The 25,247-nt window shown below is 62.4% G+C and carries 22 protein-coding genes and 1 other RNA gene; 12 read left to right on the forward strand and 11 right to left on the reverse strand.

The genetic code is table 11. The annotated features are described in order from the left end of the window. The first annotated feature begins 152 nt into the window (after window positions 1–152). Window positions 153–650, forward strand: coding sequence for an Rrf2 family transcriptional regulator (locus M0D66_RS09525; RefSeq protein ID WP_093632635.1), 498 nt, complete (start codon window positions 153–155; stop codon window positions 648–650). Between the two features lie 119 nt (window positions 651–769). After that, a complete protein-coding gene (gene clpB, locus M0D66_RS09530) occupies window positions 770–3,367 on the forward strand; it encodes an ATP-dependent chaperone ClpB (protein ID WP_093632636.1) in 2,598 nt (865 codons plus the stop codon). 144 nt (window positions 3,368–3,511) lie between these two features. Here the strand turns inward: clpB and M0D66_RS09535 are convergent, their stop codons facing one another. Together M0D66_RS09535 and M0D66_RS09540 are read right to left on the reverse strand one after the other, a co-directional pair. Next, a complete protein-coding gene (locus M0D66_RS09535; RefSeq protein WP_054039452.1) occupies window positions 3,512–3,940 on the reverse strand; it encodes a YidB family protein in 429 nt (142 codons plus the stop codon). A 176-nt stretch (window positions 3,941–4,116) separates the two neighbouring features. Continuing rightward, entirely contained in the window at window positions 4,117–4,704 is a 588-nt protein-coding gene (locus tag M0D66_RS09540; RefSeq protein ID WP_200619915.1) for a helix-hairpin-helix domain-containing protein, read from the reverse strand. A 303-nt stretch (window positions 4,705–5,007) separates the two neighbouring features. Between M0D66_RS09540 and M0D66_RS09545 the strand changes: the two genes are divergently transcribed. Together M0D66_RS09545 and M0D66_RS09550 are read left to right on the forward strand one after the other, a co-directional pair. Continuing rightward, entirely contained in the window at window positions 5,008–5,502 is a 495-nt protein-coding gene (locus M0D66_RS09545; RefSeq protein WP_093632638.1) for a MerR family transcriptional regulator, read from the forward strand. Then, window positions 5,454–5,864 carry a carboxymuconolactone decarboxylase family protein gene (locus tag M0D66_RS09550; protein ID WP_093632639.1) on the forward strand — a complete coding sequence of 137 codons (411 nt, stop codon included), beginning with the start codon at window positions 5,454–5,456 and terminating at the stop codon, window positions 5,862–5,864. Before M0D66_RS09545 ends, M0D66_RS09550 begins: the two co-directional genes overlap by 49 nt. A gap of 241 nt (window positions 5,865–6,105) precedes the next feature. Here M0D66_RS09550 and M0D66_RS09555 read toward each other — a convergent pair whose 3' ends face one another. From M0D66_RS09555 to trxA, 8 genes are all read right to left on the reverse strand, one after another. Beyond that, entirely contained in the window at window positions 6,106–7,485 is a 1,380-nt protein-coding gene (locus tag M0D66_RS09555) for an MATE family efflux transporter (protein ID WP_256456453.1), read from the reverse strand. A gap of 2 nt (window positions 7,486–7,487) precedes the next feature. After that, window positions 7,488–9,245 (reverse strand): glycosyltransferase family 39 protein, encoded by a 1,758-nt coding sequence (locus M0D66_RS09560; protein WP_200651752.1) that lies wholly within the window; start codon window positions 9,243–9,245, stop codon window positions 7,488–7,490. A 317-nt stretch (window positions 9,246–9,562) separates the two neighbouring features. After that, window positions 9,563–9,829, reverse strand: coding sequence for a type B 50S ribosomal protein L31 (locus M0D66_RS09565; RefSeq protein WP_054039460.1), 267 nt, complete (start codon window positions 9,827–9,829; stop codon window positions 9,563–9,565). A 260-nt stretch (window positions 9,830–10,089) separates the two neighbouring features. After that, entirely contained in the window at window positions 10,090–10,923 is an 834-nt protein-coding gene (locus M0D66_RS09570; protein ID WP_200651751.1) for a M90 family metallopeptidase, read from the reverse strand. A 15-nt stretch (window positions 10,924–10,938) separates the two neighbouring features. Further along, window positions 10,939–12,495 carry an MFS transporter gene (locus M0D66_RS09575; protein ID WP_211701644.1) on the reverse strand — a complete coding sequence of 519 codons (1,557 nt, stop codon included), beginning with the start codon at window positions 12,493–12,495 and terminating at the stop codon, window positions 10,939–10,941. Beyond that, the gene (locus M0D66_RS09580) at window positions 12,492–13,049 is read right to left on the reverse strand and encodes a MerR family transcriptional regulator (RefSeq protein WP_266210647.1); all 558 of its coding nucleotides are present in this window, start codon (window positions 13,047–13,049) and stop codon (window positions 12,492–12,494) included. Before M0D66_RS09580 ends, M0D66_RS09575 begins: the two co-directional genes overlap by 4 nt. Window positions 13,050–13,256: 207 nt before the next feature. Continuing rightward, entirely contained in the window at window positions 13,257–14,525 is a 1,269-nt protein-coding gene (gene rho / locus M0D66_RS09585) for a transcription termination factor Rho (protein ID WP_006048863.1), read from the reverse strand. A gap of 236 nt (window positions 14,526–14,761) precedes the next feature. Continuing rightward, on the reverse strand, window positions 14,762–15,088 hold the full coding sequence (gene trxA / locus M0D66_RS09590; RefSeq protein WP_054039468.1) for a thioredoxin TrxA: 327 nt from the start codon (window positions 15,086–15,088) through the stop codon (window positions 14,762–14,764). 444 nt (window positions 15,089–15,532) lie between these two features. Here trxA and ffs point away from each other — a divergent pair. From ffs to M0D66_RS09630, 8 genes are all read left to right on the forward strand, one after another. Then, an RNA gene (gene ffs, locus M0D66_RS09595) (signal recognition particle sRNA small type) lies at window positions 15,533–15,631 on the forward strand. Between the two features lie 205 nt (window positions 15,632–15,836). Continuing rightward, window positions 15,837–18,548: a DNA polymerase III subunit gamma/tau gene (gene dnaX, locus M0D66_RS09600; RefSeq protein ID WP_266210648.1), complete on the forward strand. Its 2,712-nt coding sequence runs from the start codon at window positions 15,837–15,839 to the stop codon at window positions 18,546–18,548. A gap of 63 nt (window positions 18,549–18,611) precedes the next feature. Then, window positions 18,612–18,938 (forward strand): YbaB/EbfC family nucleoid-associated protein, encoded by a 327-nt coding sequence (locus tag M0D66_RS09605; protein ID WP_007182071.1) that lies wholly within the window; start codon window positions 18,612–18,614, stop codon window positions 18,936–18,938. 234 nt (window positions 18,939–19,172) lie between these two features. After that, window positions 19,173–19,769, forward strand: coding sequence for a recombination mediator RecR (gene recR / locus M0D66_RS09610; protein WP_063496327.1), 597 nt, complete (start codon window positions 19,173–19,175; stop codon window positions 19,767–19,769). 122 nt (window positions 19,770–19,891) lie between these two features. Further along, window positions 19,892–21,124: a CaiB/BaiF CoA-transferase family protein gene (locus M0D66_RS09615; protein ID WP_093632646.1), complete on the forward strand. Its 1,233-nt coding sequence runs from the start codon at window positions 19,892–19,894 to the stop codon at window positions 21,122–21,124. Window positions 21,125–21,170: 46 nt separating this feature from the next. Then, the gene (locus M0D66_RS09620; RefSeq protein ID WP_093632647.1) at window positions 21,171–22,208 is read left to right on the forward strand and encodes an ABC transporter substrate-binding protein; all 1,038 of its coding nucleotides are present in this window, start codon (window positions 21,171–21,173) and stop codon (window positions 22,206–22,208) included. 109 nt (window positions 22,209–22,317) lie between these two features. After that, window positions 22,318–23,130: an ABC transporter ATP-binding protein gene (locus M0D66_RS09625; RefSeq protein WP_266210649.1), complete on the forward strand. Its 813-nt coding sequence runs from the start codon at window positions 22,318–22,320 to the stop codon at window positions 23,128–23,130. Window positions 23,131–23,255: 125 nt separating this feature from the next. Then, window positions 23,256–24,080, forward strand: coding sequence for an ABC transporter permease (locus M0D66_RS09630; protein WP_093632649.1), 825 nt, complete (start codon window positions 23,256–23,258; stop codon window positions 24,078–24,080). 105 nt (window positions 24,081–24,185) lie between these two features. Here M0D66_RS09630 and M0D66_RS09635 read toward each other — a convergent pair whose 3' ends face one another. Continuing rightward, window positions 24,186–25,160 carry an NADPH:quinone oxidoreductase family protein gene (locus M0D66_RS09635; RefSeq protein WP_175052247.1) on the reverse strand — a complete coding sequence of 325 codons (975 nt, stop codon included), beginning with the start codon at window positions 25,158–25,160 and terminating at the stop codon, window positions 24,186–24,188. Window positions 25,161–25,247 lie beyond the last annotated feature (87 nt).

Here is a 25,247-nt window from a genome sequence, read left to right on the forward strand (position 1 = left end):
ACTGCCGAAAGACAAACACCGACTGTCAGCGCAAAATAAGAAAACATGCGTAGCGCCAGCATCTTATGGCGAAGCGACGGCCCCCGGCAACCCTTGCATCGACGCGGTTATCCCCCGGATCGCGGCTTGCGCTCATCGTGGCACCTGCACTTATGAGACTGACCGACTATACGGATTACTCACTACGCGTCCTGCTGTACCTCACCGTCCGCGGTGAAGGCTTATCGACCATTCAGGACATCTCGGACGCGTACGGGATCTCCAAGAACCATTTGATGAAGGTGGTGCAGCAACTCGGCGAACTCGGCTGGGTCGAGACGGTGCGCGGGCGTAACGGCGGCCTGCGGCTGGCCGAACAAACCAGCGCGTTGACGGTGGGCGAAATCGTGCGGGCCACGGAAAGCGACTTTGCGCTGGTCGGCTGCTTCCCGGAGCAGCAAAGCGAGCGCCGGGCCTGTGTCATTACATCGCACTGCCGTCTGCGCGGCGCGCTCGAGGCGGCGCGCAACGCGTTCCTGGCCGAACTCGATCGTCACACCATCGGCGAGGTTGCAGAGCCGCACGGCCCGCTGGCTGCGCTGCTGGGTTTGAGCACCGTCATTCCGATCGTGCCGGTTGCTTCCACTGGCGGCGCCACGCCGGCTTCCTGAAACCTGCGGGCAAGTTCTCGCGCGTCAAATGTTAAATAGTTGTTGCTGATTGCAAAAAAACGCTTGAAACCTGCGTAAAACGCCTCAATTTGGTGGTAATTGAAATTGGAGGTCTCTTGATGAGAATCGACAAACTTACTACTAAATTCCAGGAAGCACTGGCCGACGCGCAGAGTCTGGCCGTCGGTCACGACAATCAATACATCGAACCGGTTCATGTCCTCTCGGCGCTCGTCGCCCAGCAGGATGGGTCGGCGCGTTCGCTGCTCTCGCGTGCCGGCGTGCATGTTCAGGCGCTGCAAACTGCGCTGAACGATGCCATTACGCGCCTGCCGCAAGTGCAGGGCACCGATGGCAACGTGCAGATCGGCCGCGAACTGACCGGCTTGCTGAACCAGGCGGACAAGGAAGCACAAAAACTCAACGACACATTCATCGCGAGCGAGATGTTCCTGCTCGCGGTTGCGGACGACAAAGGCGAGGCCGGGCGTCTGGCGCGTCAGCACGGCCTGTCGCGCAAGTCGCTGGAAAGCGCGATCGCGGCGGTGCGCGGCGGTTCGCAAGTGCATAGCCAGGACGCCGAAAGCCAGCGTGAAGCGCTGAAAAAGTACACCGTCGACCTGACCGAGCGTGCGCGGGCCGGCAAGCTCGACCCCGTGATCGGCCGTGACGACGAAATTCGCCGCTCGATCCAGATCCTGCAACGCCGCACCAAAAACAATCCGGTGCTGATCGGCGAGCCGGGCGTGGGTAAAACCGCGATCGTCGAAGGTCTCGCGCAGCGTATCGTCAACGGTGAAGTGCCGGAAACGCTCAAGGGCAAGCGCGTGCTGTCGTTGGACATGGCAGCGTTGCTGGCCGGCGCGAAATACCGCGGCGAGTTCGAAGAACGCCTGAAGGCCGTGCTGAGCGACATCGCGAAAGACGAAGGCCAGACCATCGTCTTCATCGACGAAATTCACACGATGGTCGGTGCGGGCAAGGCCGAAGGCGCAATGGACGCGGGCAACATGCTCAAGCCGGCGCTCTCGCGCGGCGAACTGCATTGCGTCGGCGCCACCACGCTCGATGAATATCGCAAGTACATCGAAAAAGATGCCGCGCTCGAGCGCCGCTTCCAGAAGGTGCTGGTCGACGAACCGTCGGTTGAAGCCACCATCGCGATCCTGCGCGGTTTGCAGGAAAAGTACGAGCTGCATCATGGCGTCGACATTACCGACCCGGCGATCGTCGCGGCAGCCGAACTGTCACATCGCTACATCACGGATCGCTTTTTGCCGGACAAGGCCATCGACCTGATCGACGAAGCCGCTTCGAAGATCAAGATGGAAATCGACTCGAAGCCGGAAGAAATGGATCGGCTCGACCGTCGTTTGATCCAATTGAAGATCGAGCGCGAAGCCGTCAAGAAGGAAAAGGACGAAGCGTCGCAAAAGCGTCTGCAACTGATCGAAGAAGAAATCGAGCGGCTGGATCGCGAATATTCGGACCTCGAAGAAATCTGGACCGCGGAAAAAGCGGCGGTGCAGGGCAGCGCGCAGCTGAAGGAAGACATCGAAAAAACGCGTGCGGAAATCGTTCGCTTGCAGCGTGAAGGCAAGCTGGAGAAGGTCGCCGAGTTGCAGTACGGCAAGCTGCCGGGTCTTGAAGCGCAGTTGAAGGAAGTGACCCAGGCCGAAGCGAAGGAGCAGAACAATCCGACGCGGCCGCGTCTGTTGCGCACGCAAGTCGGCGCGGAAGAAATCGCTGAAGTCGTCTCGCGTTCCACCGGCATTCCGGTGTCGCGCATGATGCAGGGCGAGCGCGAAAAACTGCTGCAGATCGAAGAGAAACTGCACGACCGCGTGGTCGGTCAGGACGAAGCGATCACCGCGGTGGCCGACGCGATTCGTCGTTCACGCGCGGGTCTTGCGGATCCGAACCGGCCGTATGGCTCGTTCCTGTTCCTCGGGCCGACCGGCGTGGGCAAGACCGAGCTGTGCAAGGCGCTGGCGTCGTTCCTGTTCGATTCGGAAGATCATCTGATCCGTATCGACATGAGCGAATTCATGGAGAAGCATAGCGTCGCGCGTTTGATTGGCGCGCCGCCGGGCTACGTCGGCTACGAGGAAGGCGGTTACCTGACCGAAGCCGTGCGCCGCAAGCCGTACAGCGTGATCCTGCTCGACGAAATCGAGAAGGCGCATCCGGACGTGTTCAACGTCCTGCTGCAAGTGCTCGACGACGGCCGCATGACCGATGGCCAGGGCCGTACCGTGGACTTCAAGAACACGGTGATCGTGATGACGTCGAACCTCGGTTCGCAGGTGATCCAGGCGATGGTCGGCGAGCCGCAGGAAGCGGTGAAGGACGCGGTCTGGGAAGAAGTGAAGCTGCACTTCCGGCCCGAGTTCCTGAACCGGATCGACGACGTCGTGGTGTTCCATGCGCTCGACCGTTCGAACATCCAGTCGATCGCGCGGATTCAGCTGCAACGTCTGCACGAACGGCTTGCCAAGCTCGACATGCAATTGGTGGTGTCGGACGCGGCGCTCGAGCACGTCGGCAAGGTCGGCTACGATCCGCTGTTCGGGGCGCGGCCGCTGAAGCGCGCAATCCAGCAGGAGATCGAGAACCCGGTCGCCAAGCTGATACTCGCCGGCAAGTTCGGTCCGAAGGATGTGATTCCGGTCGAAGTGGAAGACGGCAAGCTGGTGTTCGACCGCGTCGTGCACTAAGCGAAACGCGTTGGGCTAAGGATGGAACGGCAGAGATTGGGCCGTTCCATCCAAAGTTAAAAAGCGGCAACGAAGGTGACTTCGTTGCCGCTTTTTTTCGCCTGCTTGCGTCTGCTACAGGGCGGTGACGGGTGACGAGCTTACTTACGCGTTGCCCTTGCCGAACAGCGCCGACAGGCCGCCGAGCGCGCCCAGCACGGTCGTCGAATTCAGTTTGCCTTCGGCGGGGACTTCGCCGTCGGGCGTGGCCGCGTTGACAACGTGCGGCAGAATCTGCGAGAGCAGACCGGTGACCTGATCCGGTTGTACGCCGGCCTTCGCTGCGAGGTTGGTGACGACGTCCGACCCAAGCACGCTGTGCAGGGCGTCGGGCGAGATCGCCTGGTTCTCGCCGTTGCTGACCCACGACGACACGACGTCGCCGAGCCCCTTTTCCTTGAAGCTGCTGATCAGGCCGTTCAGGCCGCCCGGCTGGTTGTTGACGAATTCCAGCGCGGCTGAAATGAGGGCTTGCTGGCCACCGCCTTCAGGCGATTTGCCAACCAGGGAACCGATAGTGTCGAGTAGGCTCATGACGGTCTCTCTTGAATGCCGACCCGTGTTTGACGAGTCAGCGGGTGAAAACGCCGCACGGTCGCGCGGCGCCGGTGGAAGGAAGGTAGCCGGGAGCGGGGCCGCGCTTATGTGTGCATCACGCGCGTATCGCACGTGACCGGCGCAGCCGCCATACGGCCGGTACTCAACCCGATTTACGCCCCGCCAGAGGCTGCCGCAGCCGATGCAGCCTTGCTCTTCTTCGCCTTCTTCTTCGAAGCCTTGGTGCCGGATGCGTCGGCCGGCGCGCTCGCGGCGGCCGCTGTGGCCGGCGCGGAAGCTGCCGCTGCGTCGGATGCCGCGGCCTTGCTCTTCTTCTTCGACTTCGATGCTTTGGTGCCGGATGCTTCGGCAGGCGCCGCTGGTGCTGTTGTCGTCGCCGCGGTGGTCGCCGCAGGAGCGGCTGCCGGCGCCGCCTTGGTGCTGGCGGTGCTGCTGGACTTCGAGGCAGCTTTGGCGCCCGTAGGCGGCGTGGACGAGCCGTTGATGGTCAGACCGGCTGCTTCGAGATTGGTCACCGATTTGGTGCCGATGCCTTTGACGCGGGTGGCGAGATCATCGGCATCCTTGAACGGGCCGTTTTTGGTGCGTTCGTCGATGATCGCTTTCGCATGCACCGGCCCGATACCCTTGACCGATTCGAGCGCCGCCTGATCGGCGGAATTTACTTCGACGGCTGCCGCAAATCCGGCCGACAGCGACAAAGCCAAAGCAACGCAAAGCATCAAAAGCTTCTTTAGCATGGCAAGCACTCCATTGAGGGCAAAAAAAGTTAGCCGCAAAGGGAAAACTCGGGACGACGCACCTTGTCAGCAGGCGCTGCGCTTAAGCATAGAACAAATTGCGCGCCCTTATTTGCAAACGCCGACGATTTATACCGATCGATTCATGACAAGTAAATCAGGCTGGACAATATTTGAAGCTTTTGCCTAGCGATTAAGCAGTTATGAGTTTATCGATCCTCCGTAAATAACGACAAGGCAGATAAATGACAGCGCCTTCTACTTGACTTAGAGTGCACTCGAAGTCCTAACCTGAGTTCCGTCATGTCGAAAATGTCAAAAGCACTCACCATCGGCGAGGTCGCCGCAACGATCGGCGTCTCCACTCACACGCTGCGCTATTACGAGCAGGCCGGCCTGATTCGAGCGGTCGGGCGTACGCAGGCGGGGCATCGCCTGTATTCGCCGGCCGATCTCGACTGGCTGCAGTTCGTGATGCGTCTGAAGGCGACCGGCATGCCGATCGCCGGGATGCAGGCGTTCGCGGCGCTGCGGGCAGAAGGTCAGTCTACGGTGGGTGAGCGCCGCGACTTGCTGGTGGCGCATCGGGATGCCGTTTTGGCGCGGATCGCCGAGTTGCAGAGCAATCTCGGCGCGATCATCGACAAAATCGCCTATTACGAGACCGCTGGGCGGACGCCCGCCGCGAGCACGCCGACACGACAGATCGACGAAACCCAATCACTTTCGCATTCGGACGAGGACTCACCATGGAACACGCACAAAACGATCGCTACACCCGAGGCTGGGACAAACTGAAGGAAATCGACGGCTCGACCGGCGAGCAGGTGATCGCCGCGCTTGCGCCGATCGCGCCGGATTTTGGACGGCTGCTGATCGAATTCGGCTTCGGCGATATTTACAGCCGGCCGCAACTCGATCTGCGGGCGCGAGAAATCGCGACGATTGCCTCGCTGGCGACGCTCGGCTGCGCGCAACCGCAGTTGAAGGTGCATATCGAGGCGGCGTTGAACGTCGGCTGCACGCGCGAGGAGATCGTCGAAGTGTTCATGCAGATGGCGCTCTATGCGGGCTTCCCGGCGGCGCTGAACGCGCTGTTCGCAGCAAGGGAGATTTTCGAGCGGCGGGATCAGGCGTCGGAGGAAGCACAAGCGGCTTGAGACAGGAGAGAAGGGCGGCTGCCGGGGGTGGCCGCTTTTTATAGGGCTCAAGATGCAACTAACGGTCAGCTATTGTGTGCCACTCCGACGTGGCGGTGGCGGTATAACCTGAAAACCTGGCTAGCATGGCTGGGGCCTTTTCCTTCGGTATTGCGCCGCAGCTGCCACAATCCGGTCAACCATTCCCGACAACCTGGTGGGCCCGGCAACCCCAGCAAGCCGATTGAGCCCAACAAGCCCCTCAAGCCGCCGAATCCACCCTGACCACCGCCTCAGCGCGCAAATACCGCTTGCTTACGCCACGCCAGTACAACAGCAAACCGATCCCGGCAATCGCCAGGCTCACCGTATTGGCGACCCAGAAACCGCGCGCGCCGGTCAGCCACTCCGGCGTGAAACCCGTGACATTGAAGCCAAGCAGATACCCGCCGCCGAGCCCCACGCCCCACAGCGCAACCGCATAGATGACGGTCGGCACGACCGCCACCTTGTACGCGCGCAGCACGAATGCGGTGGTGATCTGCAACGCATCGAACACGTGATAGCACACGACGATCAACACCAGCGGCATCGCCGCCGCCGCGACCTGCGCGTTCGGCGTATAGCCTTCGATCACGTACGGCCGCAGCACCAGCACGATCGCGCCGTAACAGAAGGCGATCGCCACCGCCATCATGATGCCGTGCCGCGACAGCGTGCGCGCCGCTTCCGGGCGATGCGCGCCGAGCGCCTGGGCGACCAGCGTCGACGAGGCAATCCCGATCGCCAGCGGCGTCATATAGAGCACCGCACCGATGTTGCCGGCGATCTGGTGGCCGGCGAGCGTCGTCGTGCCGAAGCGCGCAATAAAGAGCGCCATGAACGTGTAGGAGGTGACCTCGATCAGGTACGACAGACCCATCGGAATGCCGAGGCGCAACTGTGCCGCCTGCCGGCGCCAGACGGGCCAGCAGAAGTGCGCAAAGATCGCGAACGGCTTGAACACGTCGACGCGCGTCAACAGCAGCATCCCCACTACGGCCAGCCCCCAGTTGATCGTGGTGCTGGCAAGCGCGCAACCCGGTCCGCCGAGCGCCGGCACACCGAGTCCGCCGAAGATGAACCATGTGTTGAGCGGCACCTTGAGCAGTAGTGCGCCGATCTGCAGGATCATCACCAGCCGCGGTTTGCCGACGGCATTGGTGATCGAGCTATAGACGCGAAAGGCAAGGCCGGCCGGCAAGCCAAACGCCAGAATCTGCAGGTAGGCGACCGTGCGCTCGTGCAGCGCTGCGGGCACGCGCGCGAGCTGCAGCACGCGTCCCGGAAAATAGAGAATCAGAAAGCCGATCACGGTCAACGCGAGCGCGAGCCACAAGGCCTGGCGCGCTTCCTCGCCGATCTCCGTATAGCGGCGCGCGCCATAGAGTTGCGCGGTGATCGGTTGCAGCGCGGTGAGGATGCCGGTCAGACCGATGTAGACGGAAATGTAGATCGATGAACCGAGGCCGAGCGCGGCGAGATCGACGGCCGAATAGCGCCCGACCATCGCCGTGTCGATCACGCCGAACGCGATGATCGCCAGTTGGCCAATCAGCACGGGCCATGCGAGCCCGGCGATTTTCCGTACGTCGGCGAACATGCTCAGTCCGGCTTCTTATGCCAGTTGCGGCGTTTGACGACCGGCGGCTTCGGACGGTCGATCCGCACGTACAGGCGGAAGCGTTCGTCGCGGTCGGCCACGCGGCGGCCTTCCCACACCAGCTTCCACACGAAGTCCGACATCGCGCTCGGGTCGCCGAAGTCCTGGGTGTCCTGACGCAGGATCACATCGCAATCCTGGTTGAATGAGAAATGCATATCGCCGAAATAGGCGAAGGTTGCGATCTGCGCATTACCGAGGCGCACCGGCGAGATGCAGGTGTAGTCCTCCGGCAGATGGCTCGCGATCTGCTCGGCGACGTCCTTATAGGTCCGGCTGTAGTTGACAACCGGCAGCCACAGCGTCATCAGCAGCACCCACATCAGCGTCGTGCCGGCGCTCGAGAGCACCACGCTGCGCCACAGCACTTTCGGATGACGGGCCAGACGCCATTGCACCAGGACGAACCAGCAGATCGTCACGGCGACCGCGCACACGAACGACAGAACCTTGAACTGCGGCGCGAAACCCGGCGCGAGACGCGCGAGATTGCGTGCGAGCGGATGCGGGAATCCGGTTAGCCCGGCCGCATAGACCAGCCAGACGAAGCTGCCGAGGATCGTGAAGCTCAGTAGCGCGAACCAGTCGATCGCGTTGATCGCGCCGCGTTTGAGCGTGGGCAGTGCGAAGGTGGCCAGCACCGCGAGCGGCGGCAACAGCAGCATGTAAAGCCGGTTCGACTGATGGCTCTGCAACACGACCAGCACGAGCAGCGGCCCGATCACCGACAGCGGCATCGCCACGTGCGGCGCGCGCCGCAGGCCCGACCAGCTGAACCACGCCCACAGCGCCAGCGGCCAGGCGGGCCAGGTGAAGAGCGGCAGGTTCTTGAGCGCGTAGGCGGCTACCGAGCCGGGTGGCCCGGCGAACGACGACAGGCTGACGTGCACCCATTGATTCAGGTACCAGACGGCGTCGTCGGGAAAGGCGGCGAGTGCGGCGATCGGCCACGAGACTGACAGCGCGAGCGCCACCGGCAAACCGGCCAGCAGCAGCCAGCGCGTACGCGCTTCGCGCACGATCAGCGCCATTGCCAGGGTCCCGAGCAACAGCGCGCCGACCAGCACCGGGCTGCTTGCCAGGGTGACGAGGCCGAGCGCCAGGCCCCAGATCAGCGCGCCCTGAATGGGCTTGTCGATCATCCGCACGAGCCCGTACACGAGCATGGCGATGCCGAAGAACTGCGCGAGCTGCGGCGTGGTTTCGTGACCACGTTCGGCTAGACCGAAGCAGGCGAGCAGGATCAGCAACGCGCCGTCGGCGAGGGTGCGCCCGTAATCGCGCGGCTCCGGCTCGCCGCCGAATGCATATTTGAACGGCTGCACTTCGGCACGCCGGCCGAGCAGGTAGGCCGCATACCAGACGAACCCACAGCCGGCGCAAAACAGCAGGCCCGTGAAGACGCGTGACGCGTTGCTCGCATCGACCCACGGCGCGAGCGCGCGGATCGCGCTGGCGCCGAGCCAGTAGCCGAGCGGGCCGTCTTCCGTCATGTATTTGCCGACCAGATTCGGCAGCAGCCAGTCGTGCGCGCTGCCGTTGGCCATCGTCCACATGACGCCGAAGCCGGCTGCGTCCTCGTTCTTCCACGGATCCCGGCCGAACAGGCCGAAAAATGCGTAGACGATACAGATGGTCAGCAGCAGCCAGCGCGGCAAAGCACTGGTCGCGGAGGCAGTGAGGCGAACGGCAGGTCTCATGCGGTGTGTGGATATCGGATAAGCGGTGCAGCCGGGACCGGATGGATTGTCCGGCGGGAATGGCCAATTTGGAGCATCCGGCATTGTAGTCGTGCCGTGCGATGCGCGTCACGGCTGGTAATGGCTCGCAACGTCATTGGGGTGCCTGTAACACGGCGCCGCGGTGGGCGACGAGGTGCGACGAGACGTCCGGGGTAAAAGGACAAAGAAGCGAGACAAACAGGCGCTACGAACAAGCGGAGACAAAAAAGGGCAGCTCGCGCTGCCCTTTTTTGCTGCTGCTTCGTTGCGGGCCAAGGCCGGCGACGAGGCGGGTATTACTTCGCTGCTGCCTTGCCGGTAGCGCGCGAGCCGAACTTCTTGTTGAACTTCTCGACGCGGCCTGCCGTGTCCATGATCTTTTGTTGGCCGGTGTAGAACGGATGCGATTCCGACGATATTTCGATCTTGGCGAGCGGGTAAGTCTTGCCGTTGAATTCGGCGGTTTCACGCGTCTGGATGGTCGAGCGCGTCACAAACTTGAAGTCGATCGACATGTCGATGAACAGGACTTCGCGGTAATCCGGGTGAATGCCTTCTTTCATGGTCTTTCCTTTAATCTGGCGGTAGCCAACCCGCGAGCAGCCGCTACGAATGCGGACAGCATCTAGGCGCGAGCCACTTGCCTATGGTCGAAAAACGGCGATTATGCCAGAAAATCAGTCGCTTGACGACCTTTCTGCCAGCTTTTTGGCAGCCGCTTGCCTCGTTTCCGCCATGTTTCTGGTGCCGCCGTGCGGGTTCGTACTGAGTGGGTAGGTGGCGCGGCAACCCTTATCCGGCGGGCGCTTGGGCGGCGGCGGCTTCAGGTCGGAGCGAATTCCAGCCCGATCCGCGCCGGATCCTGCCTGTAATACCGCGCCAGCAAGCGGTATAGCTCGGGATACTCCGCCTCGAAGGCCTGCGGCTGGACGAACAGCGCCTCGCTGCAAACGGCAAAAAATTCCGATGGATGGTCTGCCGCATACGGATCGATCAGCGAATCGCGCTCGAAACGTGCCCAGCGGCGCTCCGGCACGGCGTCGACTTTGGCGCAGAAGTGGTCGTAGGCATGATCGAAAACGTCCGCCCACGCTTGCGTGTCGAGCGGCGCGTGCCAGCGGCGCATAAGTGGTGGGTGGCCGTCCGCCTCGCCGGTCAGCATGTCAATCTTGTGCGCGAATTCGTGAATCACGACGTTGTAGGCGTCCGAGCCGTCCGTCATCTGCGCGTCTTCCCACGAGAGAATGACGGGGCCGCCTTCCCACGCTTCGCCGCTCGCGTCCTGTTCGACCTCGTGAACCACGCCGTCTTCGTCCTCGACCGTCTTGCGGATCACGAACTCGCCCGGATAGACGATCACGCCGACCCATCCACGATACAGATCGAGGCTCAGATTCAGCACTGGCAAACACGCTTGTGCGGCGATCGCCACGGTCATGGCGTCGGTTAGTTCGAGTTCGTGCGCGGTCGAAAATTCTTTTTGCGCGATGAACAGACTGGTCAGCTCGCGCAGACGCACGCGATCCGGCGCCTCGAGGTGGGCGAGGAACGGCAGGCCGTCGAGCGTGGCCTGCCAAAGCGCGTCGTCGATCGCGTAGTCGCGCAGCGCGCGGTCGCGGCGGCGCGTGCCGAACCATTGGGTGAGTTTCGAGAGCATGGCCTGATGAAACCCTTAGTCGATCTGTTTTTGCCACGCGGCGAACAGGCCGCCGCATATCGCGATGCCAACCAGAAAGTAGAAGCCGTCCAGCGACGCCAGAAAACTGGCCTGCTGCGCAACCGTCCGGCTGATTTCCACTATCGCAAGCGAATGCGCCTCGGACGCCGAGCGGCCGGCTGCGCTCAAGCCGCGGGTCAGCGCCGCGAGCGAATTCTGGAACAACGGATTGTACGGATTCACGAACTCCGCAAGGCGCGCTTGATGCAGCGCCTGCCGATGTTGTTCGACGATGATCACCGAGGCCGTCGCGAATGAGATCGTCAGTTGCCGCACGATGTTTTTCAGCCGGTAGCCGTGCGTGAATTCTTCAATGGCGAAGATTCTAAACGTCAGATTGGCGACCGGCAGCACAATGAACAGTAACAGCAAGCCGCGCAGCAGCATCGGCACGATCAGCGCGGCTTCGCCCACGCCCGGCGACATGCGCGTCATCCATGCCGCGGCGAATGCGGCCACCGCGAAGCCCGGCACGATGATCCACTTCTTGCGCGGCAGGAGCTTCGCGTAGCGCAGGTAGACGAACAGCGCGCTCGCCGAAATCAGCGACGTCACGCCGACCAGCCGCCCGGCATTCTCGACGGGATAGCCGAGGCCGCTCTCGAGAAAGCGCGACGTCAGATAGCTGAACACCGTCGAGATGTAGTAGTAGAACATGTACAGTACGAGCCCGACCTGAAACACCTTTTCGCGCAGCGCGTGCAGGCGCATCAGCGGCGCCGGATGGTGCCATTGCTGGTACGCGAACCAGCCGAGCGCGACGATGCCCGCGACCGTCAGCAGAATCAGCCCGGGCGAGGCGCTGAACAGCTGGAACCGCACTTGTTGCATGACGATTTGCAGCGCGCCTTGCGCGAACGCGAAGATCAGGTAAGGCCAGAAGTGCGCCTCGCCGCGCTCTTCCGGGAGGCGGTTGCCGGTGTCGGGCAGGGCGAGCAGGGCAAGGATGGCAAACAGCACACCCACCGGCGCGGTGCAGGCGAACAGCGCACGCCAGTCGAAATGCGCGACCAGTTGACCGCCGATCAGCGGCGCAAGCGCACTGCTCAACACGATCAGCACGAGAAAAGCGCGCGTCGCCGCAGGTCGCTGCCGCGGCGTAAAGCTCATCTGGATCAGGATGCGGCAGGTGCCCATCATCGGGCCAATGAAGTAGCCCTGAAAGCCGCGCGCGAAGGCGAGTTCTATCGATGACTCGCACAGCGTGGCGGCGATCGCGCCCACTGAATAGAGCAGCATGCAGCCGGCCACGTAGCGCCGGTAACCGAAGCGCTCGACCCACCATTGCTGCTGCATGATGCCGAGCACGGCCGCCACCGCATAGGCGCTCGACGCCCACACCAGTTCATCTGGCGACGCATTGATGCCGCCCGCGATGTAGCTGGTGAAAAACGAAAAGATCGCGTTGTCGAAATAGTCGAGGCCGGTGACGACGGCCAGTACCCACGGGAAAAAATCGCCGCGCAGTTTTGCGGCGCTAAACAACGGTACGCGAGAAGACGTGGCGCTCATGCGGATTTGTCAGGCTCTGCGGCATCGGGTGCTGCTTCATCCTGCGTCTTCCGGCGTTTCGCGGACGGACCCGCCGCCGCCGCCGCCGCGGCACGCGCGTTGCGCCGTTGCTCGAGCAGAACGTCGGCGTTTTCTCCTGCGAGGCGGCGTTCGAGATAGTCGAGATCGGGCGCCAACTCGGTCCGCAGCTTCTGCGCTTCCTTGAGTTCGCGACGCATCGCTTCGATGCGCGTGTCGAGGGCGCTGACCTGTTGCGAGAGGGCGTCACGAATCTGCTGTAGCGATTCCTGCGAGTAACGGTGGCCGCCGTCGACTGCTTCTAGCGGGCGTTTGAGCATCTCGGTGACGCTATGCAGCGAGAAACCGAGTGAGCGCAAACGCAGAATGCGGCCGAAGCGCTTGAGGTCTTCCTCGTCGTACAGCCGGTAACGGCCTTCGCTTCGACCAGGCGAAACGAGGCCGCGCTCCTCGTAGTATTTCAGCGTGCGTGGTGTGACGCCAAGGCGCTCCGCGGCGTCTCGGACGGTCAGCAGGGTGGGCGAGTCCTTTGACATGGGAGTTGGCGGGTTGGATGGATTGACCGCATTATAGTACAACGTGTACGTTCACGTTCAGGTTGGCAGGGGCACCAGCATTTGAATGAGCGCGGTGCCTGTGTGTCATTGCAGGTGCTGCGGACGAAAAAAAAGCCGCTCGTTTGCGGCGAGCGGCTTTTTTGCGGTGTGGTTGGTTGCTTCTGGCGCAGCCTTGAGGTTTAAACCTTAGCTGCCGCCGCCACGGCGCATCATGTCGAAGAACTCGGAGTTGCTCTTCGTCTGGCGAATCTTGTCGAGCAGGAATTCCATCGACTCGACTTCGTCCATGTCGTGAATGAACTTGCGCAGCACCCAGATCTTTTGCAGGACTTCGGGCTTGATTAGCAGTTCTTCACGGCGCGTGCCGGACTTGTTCAGGTTGATCGACGGATAGACGCGCTTTTCAGCAAGGCGACGTTCCAGGTGCACTTCCATGTTGCCGGTGCCCTTGAACTCTTCGTAGATCACGTCGTCCATGCGGCTGCCGGTTTCGATCAGCGCCGTACCGATGATGGTCAGCGATCCGCCTTCCTCGATATTGCGCGCCGCGCCGAAGAAGCGCTTCGGACGTTGCAGCGCGTTGGCGTCGACACCACCCGTCAGCACCTTGCCCGAGGCCGGCACGACGGTATTGTACGCACGTGCGAGACGCGTGATCGAGTCGAGCAGAATCACCACGTCGTTCTTCATTTCGACGAGGCGCTTGGCTTTTTCGATCACCATTTCGGCGACTTGCACGTGACGCGCAGCCGGTTCGTCGAACGTGGAGGCGATCACTTCGCCGGCCACCGAACGCTGCATTTCGGTCACTTCTTCCGGGCGTTCGTCGATCAACAGCACGAACAGCACGACATCCGGATGGTTTTGCTTAATGGCGTGCGCGATGTGCTGCAGCATCACCGTCTTACCGGACTTCGGCGATGCAACCAGCAGGCCGCGCTGGCCCTTACCGATCGGCGCGATCATGTCGATGATTCGGCCCGTGACGTTTTCTTCGCCACGCATTTCACGTTCGAGCAGCAGCACCTTGTTCGGGTGCAGCGGCGTCAGGTTTTCGAACATGATCTTGTGCTTCGAGGCTTCCGGCGGCTGGCCGTTGACCTTGTCCACCTTGACCAGCGCGAAATAGCGTTCGCCGTCTTTCGGCGTGCGCACTTCGCCTTCGATCGTATCGCCCGTGTGCAGGTTGAAGCGGCGGATTTGCGACGGGCTGATGTAAATATCGTCCGTGCTGGCGAGATACGAGGTTTCCGGCGAACGCAGGAAGCCGAAGCCGTCCGGCAGCACTTCGAGCGTGCCGTCGCCGAAGATCGTGTCGCCCGTTTTGGCTCGTTTTTTTAGAATGGCAAACATCAATTCCTGCTTGCGCAGGCGGTTTGCACTTTCGATCTCGAGGCCATTGGCCATCTCAATCAATTCGGACACGTGCAGAGTCTTAAGCTCGGATAAATGCATACGGAGAACCCGCAGGAGAAGGTGCGACGAAATGAAATCTGGGAGGAGAGTGAGCGGAACCGCTCAAGGACTTACACGTCTTTTCGACGTTTTGCGGATTCTAGCATAGCACAGGCCAATTTCCGTCAGTACGACGGTTTGGCATCTTTCTTATTAAGCGTGTTGTCGCCGGACAACACGCCTATAGCAGCGCGCCTGAAGGTCCCGAGGGCCTCACGCGCGCCGATGCGGCAGTTTTACAGGTTGCCGTCGAGGAACGCGGTGAGTTGCGACTTCGACAATGCGCCGACCTTCTGCGCGGCGACAGCGCCGTTCTTGAAGAGGATCAGCGTGGGGATGCCACGCACGCCGAACTTGACCGGCGTCGATTGATGTTCGTCGACATTGATCTTGGCGATTTGCAGGCGATCGGCGTAATCCTTCGCGACTTCGTCGAGGATCGGCGCGATCATCTTGCACGGACCGCACCATTCAGCCCAGAAATCGAGCAGCACGGGTTTATCGGATTTCACGACGTCCTGTTCGAACGATGCGTCGCTAATATGCTTGATTGATTCGCTCATTGTATGAATACCTCTATCGGTTCGAGGCCCGCCTGAATTGCTCGCCACGATACGTCAAAATCTAAGGAAACTTCCGTTCGCTTTGCCGCAATCGGAGTCTTACCTGCGCACGCCTGAAATGGTCGAAAAACCCATTCTGGAATGCGCGGAAAGCTCGCGTCTGCGGGTCATCCGTACCGGAGTTTAGCTTAATTCGCTATGCGTTGCCGGTGGTGATAGTACTCATCAAGGGCAGTGGGGCCAACGGCTGCCGGTGAAGCACCGCTACGTTCTGATAACCGCGACGCAGCTTATCTGGTGGCGGGCGGCGCAAACTCAAGTGACCCGGACGCGTCATTCGAGGGTAGTGTCTATATGGTACGAAGCGCGTGATTCGGCGCGTCGATGTCGGTTTGGTCGTATTAACAGTCGCGCGACGGGCCAAGCGGTGATAGAATGTTTCGTGACGGGCCTCCTCGCATGGAGGGATGGTCAACCTGGTCAGGTCGGGAACGAAGCAGCCACAGCCGTTTTCCACCAGTGCCGAGGGTCAGGCTCGTCACCTTCCTTTTTTCTGTATTTTTCCGCCTTACCTCCCATTTTCTGTTTACCCCAAGCGCTGTTACCCAGACGCCGCAGTGGCATTTTTCGCGCGCTTCATCTATTTTTTTCTATCGGTCCGTTAGCCTGTTTCAATGAAGCGGCAACACGCGTTCGCACGCCGTCTCGATTCGGTTTTGCGCGCCATCGTTACTGATACAATTTCCGGATGACCTATCAAGTTCTCGCACGCAAATGGCGGCCGAAGGATTTCGCTTCGCTCGTCGGACAGGAGCACGTGGTGCGCGCGCTCACGCACGCGCTCGACGGTGGCCGTCTGCATCATGCCTATCTGTTTACGGGTACCCGCGGCGTCGGTAAAACCACGCTGTCGCGCATCTTTGCCAAGGCGCTGAATTGCGAAACCGGCGTGACCTCCACGCCGTGCGGCGTGTGCCGCGCGTGCCGCGAGATCGATGAAGGCCGTTTTGTCGATTATGTCGAGATGGACGCGGCGAGTAACCGCGGTGTCGACGAAATGGCGGCGCTGCTGGAGCGTGCGGTTTACGCGCCGGTCGACGCGCGCTTCAAGGTCTACATGATCGACGAAGTGCACATGCTGACCAACCACGCTTTCAACGCGATGTTGAAGACGCTGGAAGAGCCGCCTTCGCACGTCAAATTCATTCTTGCTACCACCGATCCGCAGAAGATTCCGGTCACGGTGCTGTCGCGCTGTCTGCAGTTCAATCTGAAGCAGATGCCGGCCGGGCACATCGTGTCGCATCTCGAGCACATTCTCGGCGAAGAGAAGGTGCCGTTCGACGCCCAGGCATTGCGCCTGCTCGCGCGCGCGGCCGACGGCTCGATGCGCGACGCGCTCTCGCTGACCGATCAGGCGATCGCCTATTCGGCCAATCAGGTGAATGAAGAAGCGGTGCGCGGCATGCTCGGCGCGCTCGATCAAAGCTATCTGATTCGCTTGCTCGACGCGCTTGCCGATGGTGACGGTGCCGCCGTGCTGTCGGTCGCGGACGAGATGGCGTTGCGCAGCCTGTCGTTTTCGACGGCGTTGCAGGATCTGGCGAGCCTGTTGCATCGAATCGCGTGGGCGCAGTTTGCGCCGTCGTCGGTGTTGGACGAGTGGCCGGAAGCGGGTGATCTGCGTCGTTTTGCGGAAGCGTTGAGCGCCGAGCAGGTGCAGCTGTTCTATCAGATTGCGACCATCGGCCGAAGCGAACTGGGTCTCGCGCCTGACGAATACGCCGGGTTCACGATGACGCTGTTGCGCATGCTGGCGTTCGAGCCCGCGCCCACCGGTGGTGGGGGCGGCGCGGCTGCGGCGCGAGCGGCAGGGCCGGCCGGGGCGGGTGGCGCTAAACGTACCGGCTCGCCGGCAGTCGCTGCGCAACAGGCGATGGCGTCGTCGCGTGCGGTTGACGCGGCCGCCGCCGTACCGGTGCGTTCGGCAAATCCCGTGGCGGAAGCGAAGCCTGCGATGCCGGATTCGCAGCACGTAGCGTCGGCGGAACCTGCTGAAAGTGTTGACGCGCCGAAACCAGCTATTGGTGAAGCGCCGATTGTTTCCAAGTCTGCGTCCTCGCCAGCTTCTAGCGAAGCGAGCACGGCGCCTGACGTCACCGCCGCGCCGGCTTTAGCGCCGTGGCAGGAAGAAGCGTCCGCCGAACCGGTTTTGAGCGATTCGGCACCTGCACCTATGGACACGAGCTTGCCCCAAGCGGCACCGATGCCCGAAGCGATGTCCCCGGCACCGGCGGCCGAAGCGATGGAAATAATCGCAGCAACAAAAGTAGCGGCTGTGACGGCGACCGAAGTGGCCGAATCGACCGCAGCAACGAAAGCAGCAGCTGCACCGGCCTTGGCACCATGGGACGACGTGCCCACCGAGCCAGCCTGGAACGAAACCCCTGCTGCCGCCGCGCCTCAGGAATCGGCGCCCGCGTCTCCGCTCACTGCTCCGGCCGCAGCCGCGTCCGCGCGGGCAGAAGAGGCCGCACCCGCGAGAGCATCGCAAGAATTGCCGCCCGCAGCCGACATCCCGCCGCGCCGCGCAGGTGGTGCGAGCGACGCGCTCAACGTATTGCGCAGCGCGGGCCTGAAGGTGTCATCCGACCGTGGCCGCGCTACAGCAGCAGCTTCCACCGCCAAACCCGCAGCAGCCCCAGCCACGCCGAAGGCCGTCGCACCCCGCGTGGTCGTCAATGTGCCGACACCGGGCGCCCCGCGCCGCGCGCCGCAACAGGACGCCGCTCCGGCCGCACGTGCGCCGTCGCCGCAAGCCCAGGAGCAGAACGGCTCGTCGAGCGCACCGTGGGACGACATGCCGCCCGATGAATACATGCCGCTCACGGCAGCGGACGAAGGCTATTACGGCCTGCCGGACGACAACTACATGCCGGTGTTCGACAGCGGACCCGACGACGTCCGCGTGAACGCCACGCCTGCGTCGGCCCCCGCACCCGTAGTCGACAAGCGGCCGTTGCCGCCCGCCGTGCCGCTCGATCCGCTGGGTTTTCAGGGCGACTGGCCCGCGCTCGCCGTCGACCTGCCGCTCAAGGGCATTTCGTATCAGCTCGCGTTCAACAGCGAACTGATGGCGCTCGAAGGCAGCACGCTGAAACTGAACGTGCCGGTGCCGCAGTACGCGGAAGCCTCGCAGGTCGCTAAACTGAAAGTTGCGCTTGCGGAAAAGCTCGGCCAGAACGTCGACGTCCTGGTCGAAGTCGGCCCGGCGCGCCGCACCGCGGCCGCGCACGACGCCGCCATGCGCGCCCAGCGCCAGCAGGAAGCGGAGCGCGAAATCGGCGCCGATCCGTTCGTGCAGTCGCTGATTCGCGAGTTCGGCGCGAGCATCGTGCCCGGCTCGATTCGCCCGATTACGCGGGACGCCGGCCCGAACGGCGCGCCGCCCGCTCACTGATTCGCCGCGCCGTGCGGCGCACCCGATTTTTCGGATTTCACGCTTTCAAGAAGGAGCATGTCCATGATGAAAGGCCAACTCGCCGGGCTGATGAAGCAGGCCCAGCAGATGCAGGAAAACATGAAGAAGATGCAGGAGCAGCTTGCATTGATCGAAGTCGAAGGACAGTCGGGCGCCGGTCTCGTCAAGGTGACGATGACCTGCAAGAACGACGTGCGCCGCGTATCGATCGATCCGAGCCTGCTCGCCGACGACAAGGACATGCTGGAAGACCTGGTCGCCGCTGCGTTCAATGACGCCGTGCGCAAGGCCGAAGCCACCGCTCAGGAAAAGATGGGCGGTATGACCTCGGGTCTGCCGCTGCCGCCGGGCTTCAAGCTGCCGTTCTGAGCGGCGTCGCTGCAAGAATGGGCTCATGCCGCGGCTTTGAGCGCGGCATGAGTTGAATACGCGAGCCGGGCTCGTTCAAATACCTGCTCAGTTCGCAGCTCCCGGTGCGCGCAAGTCTGCATCGGAGCAGTTCAGCTCGGTCGTCGAGCTGATAGCAGCAACCAGAAACAACCGCATCGCCACCCGCACACCGGGCCATACCGGGCAACACCCACTTCGACACCGCCGATCCGCATGAAACAACCTTCCGCCTTGTCGGCGCTCGTCGAAGCGCTGCGCGTGCTCCCCGGTGTCGGGCCCAAATCCGCTCAACGCATGGCGTATCACCTGATGCAGCACGATCGTGACGGCGCCGAAAAACTCGGCCGTTCGTTGCTGTTCGCGACTGAACATCTGCAGCACTGCGAGAAGTGCAACACATTTACCGAAGCGCAGATCTGCGAGGTCTGCCTCGATGAGGAGCGCGATCCCGCGTTGTTGTGCGTCGTCGAGACGCCCGCCGACCAGATCATGCTCGAACAGACGATGACCTATCGCGGCCTCTATTTCGTGCTGATGGGGCGGCTCAGTCCACTCGACGGCATCGGTCCGAAGGAGATCCATTTCGACCGCCTGGTCAAGCGCGCGTCGGATGGCATCGTCAAGGAAGTCGTGCTCGCAACCAATTTCACGAACGAAGGCGAGGCCACCGCGCATTACCTCGGGCAGACTCTCAAGGCGCGCGGTCTTGCCGTGACGCGCCTCGCGCGCGGCGTACCGGTGGGCGGCGAACTCGAGTATGTCGACGCCGGCACGATTGCCCGCGCGATGCTCGACCGCCGCTCGATGTAGCACGACGTGACCGGCAGCGCCATGCCGCGGCGCCTGCAATTCCTGAGCGCGCCGGGCGGGACCGCTCCGCAACGCTTCCAGCCGCGCTGCGCCAAGGCAAGCACAGAACACAGAGGAGACACATGAGCGTCAATCCCGATCCCAACGCCACCGCCACGCCGAAAGGCCCGCTCGCCGGCGTCAAGGTACTCGAGCTCGGCACGCTGATCGCCGGCCCGTTCGCCGCGCGCTTTCTCGGCGAGTTCGGCGCCGACGTCATCAAGATCGAAGATCCTAAAGGCGGCGACCCGTTGCGCAAATGGCGCAAGCTTTATCCGGAAGTCGGCGGCACGTCGCTTTGGTGGGCCGTTCAGGCGCGCAACAAGAAATCCGTCACGATCAATCTGAAAGCCGAAGAGGGCAAGGAAATCGTGCGGCGTCTGGCGAAAGAAGCTGACATCGTCGTCGAGAATTTCCGACCGGGTCTGCTGGAGAAGCTCGGCCTCGGTTATGACGTCCTCTCAGCGGAGAACCCCGGGCTCGTGATGGTGCGTCTGTCCGGCTACGGCCAGACCGGGCCCTATCGCGACCGGCCCGGATTCGGCGCGATCGCCGAATCCATGGGCGGCTTGCGCCATATCACCGGCTATCCGGATTTGCCGCCGCCGCGCATCGGCATTTCGATCGGCGATTCGATTGCCGCGCTGCACGGCGTGATCGGCGCGTTGATGGCGCTGCATCACAAGCAGGTGAATGGCGGCAAAGGGCAGGTGGTCGACGTCGCACTGTACGAAGCGGTTTTCAACATGATGGAGAGCGTGGTGCCGGAGTACGGCGTGTACGGCATGGTGCGCGAGCGCACCGGCGCATCGCTGCCGGGGATCGTGCCGTCGAACACCTATCCGTGCCGCGACGGCAGCATTGTGATCGGCGGCAATAGCGACCCGATCTTCAAGCGCCTGATGATCGCTATCGAACGCGAAGATCTGGCGAACGATCCAGCGCTCGCGCACAACGACGGCCGCGTGCCGCGTACCCAGGAAATCGACGGCGCGATCGCCGCGTGGCTCGCCACGCGCACCATCGACGAAGCGCTCGCCGTGCTGAACGCCGCCGACGTGCCGGTCGGCCGGATTTACAGCGTCGCGGACATGTTCACCGATCCGCAATACATGGCGCGCCAGATGATCCAGCGCTTCAAATGGCAGGACGGTCAGGAGATCACGCTGCCGTCGGTGACGCCGAAACTCTCGGAAACCCCCGGCGAGACACGCTGGTTAGGCCCGGAACTGGGTGAACATACCGATGAAGTCCTTCAATCACTGGGTTATGATTCTGACCACATTGCAAGGTTGCATGCGCAACAGATTGTGTGAGTGAGCGCGCGGCAAAAAGACAACAAAAGTTCGGAGACTAGAGACCATGCAACGCAGAACCTTCCTCGCCGGCAGCGCGGCGCTCGCGGGCGCCACGTTCGTCGCCACGCCGTTCGCTTTCGCACAGGGCAAGCCCGAAACCACCAAGGTGGCGATCGCCGTCGGCGGCAAGAACCTGTTCTATTACTTGCCGCTCACGATTGCCGAGCGCCGCAATTATTTCAAGGACGAAGGGCTCGAAGTCGAAATCTCGGATTTCGCCGGCGGCTCGCAAGCGCTGAAGGCAGCTGTGGGCGGCAGTGCGGATGTAGTCTCCGGCGCGTTCGAACACACCTTGCTGTTGCAGGCGCAAAAGCAGGCGTTCCGCGAATTCGTGCTGCAAGGGCGCGCCCCGCAGATCGTGCTAGCTGTGTCGAAGAAGGCGATGCCGAACTACAAGTCGATCGCCGATCTGAAAGGCAAGAAAATCGGCGTGACCGCGCCGGGTTCGTCGACCTCGATCATGGCGAGTTTCGTGCTGGCGAAAGCCGGACTGACCGCGAAAGACGTTTCGTTTATCGGCGTGGGCGCAGGGGCTGGCGCGATTGCCGCGCTGCAGTCGGGCCAGATCGACGCCATCGCCAATCTCGACCCGGTGATGACCAAGCTCGAACGCACCGGCGAGATTCGCGTTGTGTCGGATACACGCACGTTGGCCGATACGCGCAGCGTGTTCGGTGGCGACATGCCGGCCGGGTGTCTGTACGCGTCGCAAAGCTTCATCACGAAGAATCCGAACACCACGCAGGCGCTGACCAATGCGATGGTGCGCGCACTCAAGTGGCTGCAGACGGCGACCGGCAGCGAGCTGATCAATACCGTGCCGGAAGGCTACCTGCTCGGCGACCGTGCGGTGTATCTGGACGCGTGGCAGCACGTGAAGGAGGCCATGTCGCCGGACGGTCTGATGCCCGCCGATGGCCCGGCCACGTCGCTGAAAACCCTGCAGGCGTTCGACCCGAACGTGCAGGGCAAACCGATCGATCTGTCGAAGACGTGGACCAACGACTTCGTCAAGAAAGCGCTGACCACGGTCAAGGCCTGAGTGCTGTCAGTCAGTATGGGGCGAAGGACGGCGCGTGCCGCATTCGCCTCGACCACCGTCGTCATGACGACGTGACAAACCGAAATCGATCTTCGAAGCGAGTCGAACGATGACCGTTGCCGCCCTGGCGCTCGACAACATCACCTGCACCTTTGCTGCGCGCGACAACCGCGCGCAGCGCTATACAGCGGTCAAGGACACGACCTTGCGCATCGCGCCGGGCGAATTCGTCTCGGTGGTCGGCCCGACCGGTTGCGGCAAATCCACTTTGCTGAACGTCGGCGCGGGTTTGCTGGAGCCGTCGTCGGGAACGGTCAGTGCGTTCGGCGAACCCCTCAAGGGCATCAACCGGCGCGCCGGTTATATGTTCCAGGCCGACGCGCTGATGCCGTGGCGCTCGGCTATCGACAACGTGATGGCGGGGCTCTCATTTCACGGCGTGCCGCCGGCCGAAGCGCGCAGCAAAGCCGACGAGTGGTTGAAACGCGTGGGCCTCGGCGGTTTCGGCGACCGCTACCCGCATCAACTGTCGGGCGGCATGCGCAAGCGCGTCGCGATGGCGCAGACGTTGATTCTCGATCCGGACATCATCCTGATGGACGAGCCGTTTTCCGCGCTCGATATCCAGACGCGCCAGCTGATGGAAAACGAATTGCTCGACCTGTGGGCCGCCAAACGCAAAGCGGTGCTGTTCATCACGCACGATCTCGACGAAGCGATCTCGATGTCCGACCGCGTGGTGGTGCTGTCGGCGGGGCCGGGCACGCATCCGATCGGTGAATTCACAATCGACCTGCCGCGTCCGCGCGACGTCGCCGAAATTCGTGCGCATCCGCGTTTCGTCGAGTTGCATGCACAGATCTGGAGCGTGCTGCGCGATGAAGTGCTCAAGGGTTATCAGCAGCAACTCACGGCCGTTTAAGCGGGGTGCGTAGTTGCGTTGTTTACTTGCGTTACGCAGTGGCGGCACGTACGGATATCCGTAGTTAAGTCCTGTTTGTTGCGTCCTGTATTGGCGTCGATCAATCGTCTAAGGCAAACCGAGTCATGTGGAAGACGTTGCGCCCGAATCGGGCGAACCTGGTGATCTGGCAGTGGCTGCTGCTCGTGCTGTGCTTCGTACTGTGGTACGTGCTGACCAGTCCGACCTTGCTGCCGGCGTTCTATTTCGACGACCCGAACAAGGCCGCGTTCTTCTTCGGCGAGCCGCAGAAGGTGCTGCAGCGCATCTGGGAGTGGTTCACGGGCGGCGAAATCTATCTGCACCTGTGGATCACGCTGGTCGAAACGGTGCTCGCGTTCGTGCTAGGCACCGCGCTCGGGCTTGGCGTCGGTCTGTGGCTTGCACTGTCGCCGCTCGCGAGCGCGCTGTTCGATCCGTACATCAAGGCCGCCAACTCGATGCCGCGCGTGATTCTCGCGCCGATCTTCGGCGTGTGGTTTGGCCTCGGCATCTGGTCGAAGGTGGCGCTGGGCGTCACGCTGGTGTTCTTTATCGTGTTCTTCAACGTCTACCAGGGCGTGAAGGAAGTGAGCCCGGTCGTGCTTGCCAACGCGCGCATGCTCGGCGCGAATCGCAAACAGTTGCTGCGCTTTGTCTACCTGCCAAGTGCGATGAGTTGGGTGTTTTCGAGCCTGCACACGTCCGTGGGCCTAGCGTTCGTCGGTTCGGTGGTGGGGGAATATCTTGGCTCGGCGCGCGGCGTCGGCTACCTGATTCTGCAAGCCGAAGGCACCTTCGATATCAACACGGTGTTCGCCGGGATTCTGGTGTTGACCGCGTTCGCGCTGATTCTCGACGCCATCGTCGGGATCGGCGAGCGGCGGCTGATGAAGTGGCAGCCGAAGTCGGGTGATACGGAAAAGCTGTAGCCCCACATTCCTGAAGGCTCAACAAAAACGGCGTGCGGTTTTAAACCGCACGCCGTTTTGCGTTTTCTTGCCGCTCGAAGGAGCGGCTGCGTCAGAGCATTGCGCCTAAGGCGTAATCACGATCTTCCCGATCACCCGGCGCTCCGCCATATCGCGCAACGCGCGGCCGGTGTCTTCGAGCGAATAACGTTCCGATACGTAGGGCTTGAGCTTGCCCGCGCCGATCCATCCGGTCATTTGCTCGAACGCGGCGTGATTGTGTTGCGGCTCGCGTTTCGCAAAGTCGCCCCAGAACACGCCGACCAGACTCGCGCCTTTGAGCAGCGTCAGGTTGAGCGGCAACTTCGGGATTTCGCCGTTCGCAAAGCCGACCACCAGATAACGCCCGCGCCAGCCGATGCTGCGAAACGCCGGTTCCGCATACACACCGCCGACCGGATCGTAGATCACGTCCGGACCCTTGCCGTCGGTCAGCGCCTTGATGCGTTCGCGCAAGTCTTCGGTGCTGTAGTTGATGGTGGCGTCCGCGCCGTGCTTCACGCACGTGGCGAGCTTCTCGTCGGTCGACGCCGCCGCGATCACGCGCGCGCCGAGCGCCTTGCCGATTTCGACTGCGGCGAGTCCGACGCCGCCCGCCGCGCCCAACACCAGCATCGTCTCGCCGGCCTTCAACTGGCCGCGATCGACCACCGCGTGATGCGATGTGCCATAGGCGAGCGTGAACGCGGCGGCCAGTTCGAAGTCGACGCCGTCCGCCAGCGGCACGCAGGCCGCGACCGGCGCCAGCGCCTGCTCGGCAAAGCCGCCCGAGCCGGTGAACGCGACCACCCGCGAGCCCGGCTTGAACTGCGTCACACCGGCGCCGACCGCGCGCACGACACCCGCGACTTCCGAGCCGGGCGTAAAGGGCAGGGGCGGTTTGAACTGGTATTTGTTCTCGATGATCAGCACATCGGGAAAGTTGACGGCCGCGGCCTTGACGTCGATCACGACGTGGCCGGGCGGCGGCTCGAGGTCAGGCAGATTTTCGACGACCAGGCTCTCCGGCGGTCCATATTGATTACAGCGAATCGCGCGCATCGTGTCTCCATATCGATCAGGGGTTCGCAACTATTCTGAGTGTAAAACAATCCGCACGACCGTGCGTTTTTATTGTTCGAAGCCGGT

The organism is Paraburkholderia sp. SECH2 (assembly GCF_030464795.1).
In the GTDB taxonomy this organism is placed as follows: Bacteria; Pseudomonadota; Gammaproteobacteria; order Burkholderiales; family Burkholderiaceae; genus Paraburkholderia; species Paraburkholderia aspalathi.

Excerpts from the sequence above, each read along its gene's own strand:
- M0D66_RS09525 (WP_093632635.1), top strand. The coding sequence starts at position 153 with ATGAGACTGACCGACTATACGGATTACTCACTACGCGTCCTGCTGTAC.
- clpB (WP_093632636.1), top strand. The coding sequence starts at position 770 with ATGAGAATCGACAAACTTACTACTAAATTCCAGGAAGCACTGGCCGAC.
- M0D66_RS09535 (WP_054039452.1), bottom strand. The coding sequence starts at position 3,940 with ATGAGCCTACTCGACACTATCGGTTCCCTGGTTGGCAAATCGCCTGAA.
- M0D66_RS09540 (WP_200619915.1), bottom strand. The coding sequence starts at position 4,704 with ATGCTAAAGAAGCTTTTGATGCTTTGCGTTGCTTTGGCTTTGTCGCTG.
- M0D66_RS09545 (WP_093632638.1), top strand. The coding sequence starts at position 5,008 with ATGTCGAAAATGTCAAAAGCACTCACCATCGGCGAGGTCGCCGCAACG.
- M0D66_RS09550 (WP_093632639.1), top strand. The coding sequence starts at position 5,454 with ATGGAACACGCACAAAACGATCGCTACACCCGAGGCTGGGACAAACTG.
- M0D66_RS09555 (WP_256456453.1), bottom strand. The coding sequence starts at position 7,485 with ATGTTCGCCGACGTACGGAAAATCGCCGGGCTCGCATGGCCCGTGCTG.
- M0D66_RS09560 (WP_200651752.1), bottom strand. The coding sequence starts at position 9,245 with ATGAGACCTGCCGTTCGCCTCACTGCCTCCGCGACCAGTGCTTTGCCG.
- M0D66_RS09565 (WP_054039460.1), bottom strand. The coding sequence starts at position 9,829 with ATGAAAGAAGGCATTCACCCGGATTACCGCGAAGTCCTGTTCATCGAC.
- M0D66_RS09570 (WP_200651751.1), bottom strand. The coding sequence starts at position 10,923 with ATGCTCTCGAAACTCACCCAATGGTTCGGCACGCGCCGCCGCGACCGC.
- M0D66_RS09575 (WP_211701644.1), bottom strand. The coding sequence starts at position 12,495 with ATGAGCGCCACGTCTTCTCGCGTACCGTTGTTTAGCGCCGCAAAACTG.
- M0D66_RS09580 (WP_266210647.1), bottom strand. The coding sequence starts at position 13,049 with ATGTCAAAGGACTCGCCCACCCTGCTGACCGTCCGAGACGCCGCGGAG.
- rho (WP_006048863.1), bottom strand. The coding sequence starts at position 14,525 with ATGCATTTATCCGAGCTTAAGACTCTGCACGTGTCCGAATTGATTGAG.
- trxA (WP_054039468.1), bottom strand. The coding sequence starts at position 15,088 with ATGAGCGAATCAATCAAGCATATTAGCGACGCATCGTTCGAACAGGAC.
- dnaX (WP_266210648.1), top strand. The coding sequence starts at position 15,837 with ATGACCTATCAAGTTCTCGCACGCAAATGGCGGCCGAAGGATTTCGCT.
- M0D66_RS09605 (WP_007182071.1), top strand. The coding sequence starts at position 18,612 with ATGATGAAAGGCCAACTCGCCGGGCTGATGAAGCAGGCCCAGCAGATG.
- recR (WP_063496327.1), top strand. The coding sequence starts at position 19,173 with ATGAAACAACCTTCCGCCTTGTCGGCGCTCGTCGAAGCGCTGCGCGTG.
- M0D66_RS09615 (WP_093632646.1), top strand. The coding sequence starts at position 19,892 with ATGAGCGTCAATCCCGATCCCAACGCCACCGCCACGCCGAAAGGCCCG.
- M0D66_RS09620 (WP_093632647.1), top strand. The coding sequence starts at position 21,171 with ATGCAACGCAGAACCTTCCTCGCCGGCAGCGCGGCGCTCGCGGGCGCC.
- M0D66_RS09625 (WP_266210649.1), top strand. The coding sequence starts at position 22,318 with ATGACCGTTGCCGCCCTGGCGCTCGACAACATCACCTGCACCTTTGCT.
- M0D66_RS09630 (WP_093632649.1), top strand. The coding sequence starts at position 23,256 with ATGTGGAAGACGTTGCGCCCGAATCGGGCGAACCTGGTGATCTGGCAG.
- M0D66_RS09635 (WP_175052247.1), bottom strand. The coding sequence starts at position 25,160 with ATGCGCGCGATTCGCTGTAATCAATATGGACCGCCGGAGAGCCTGGTC.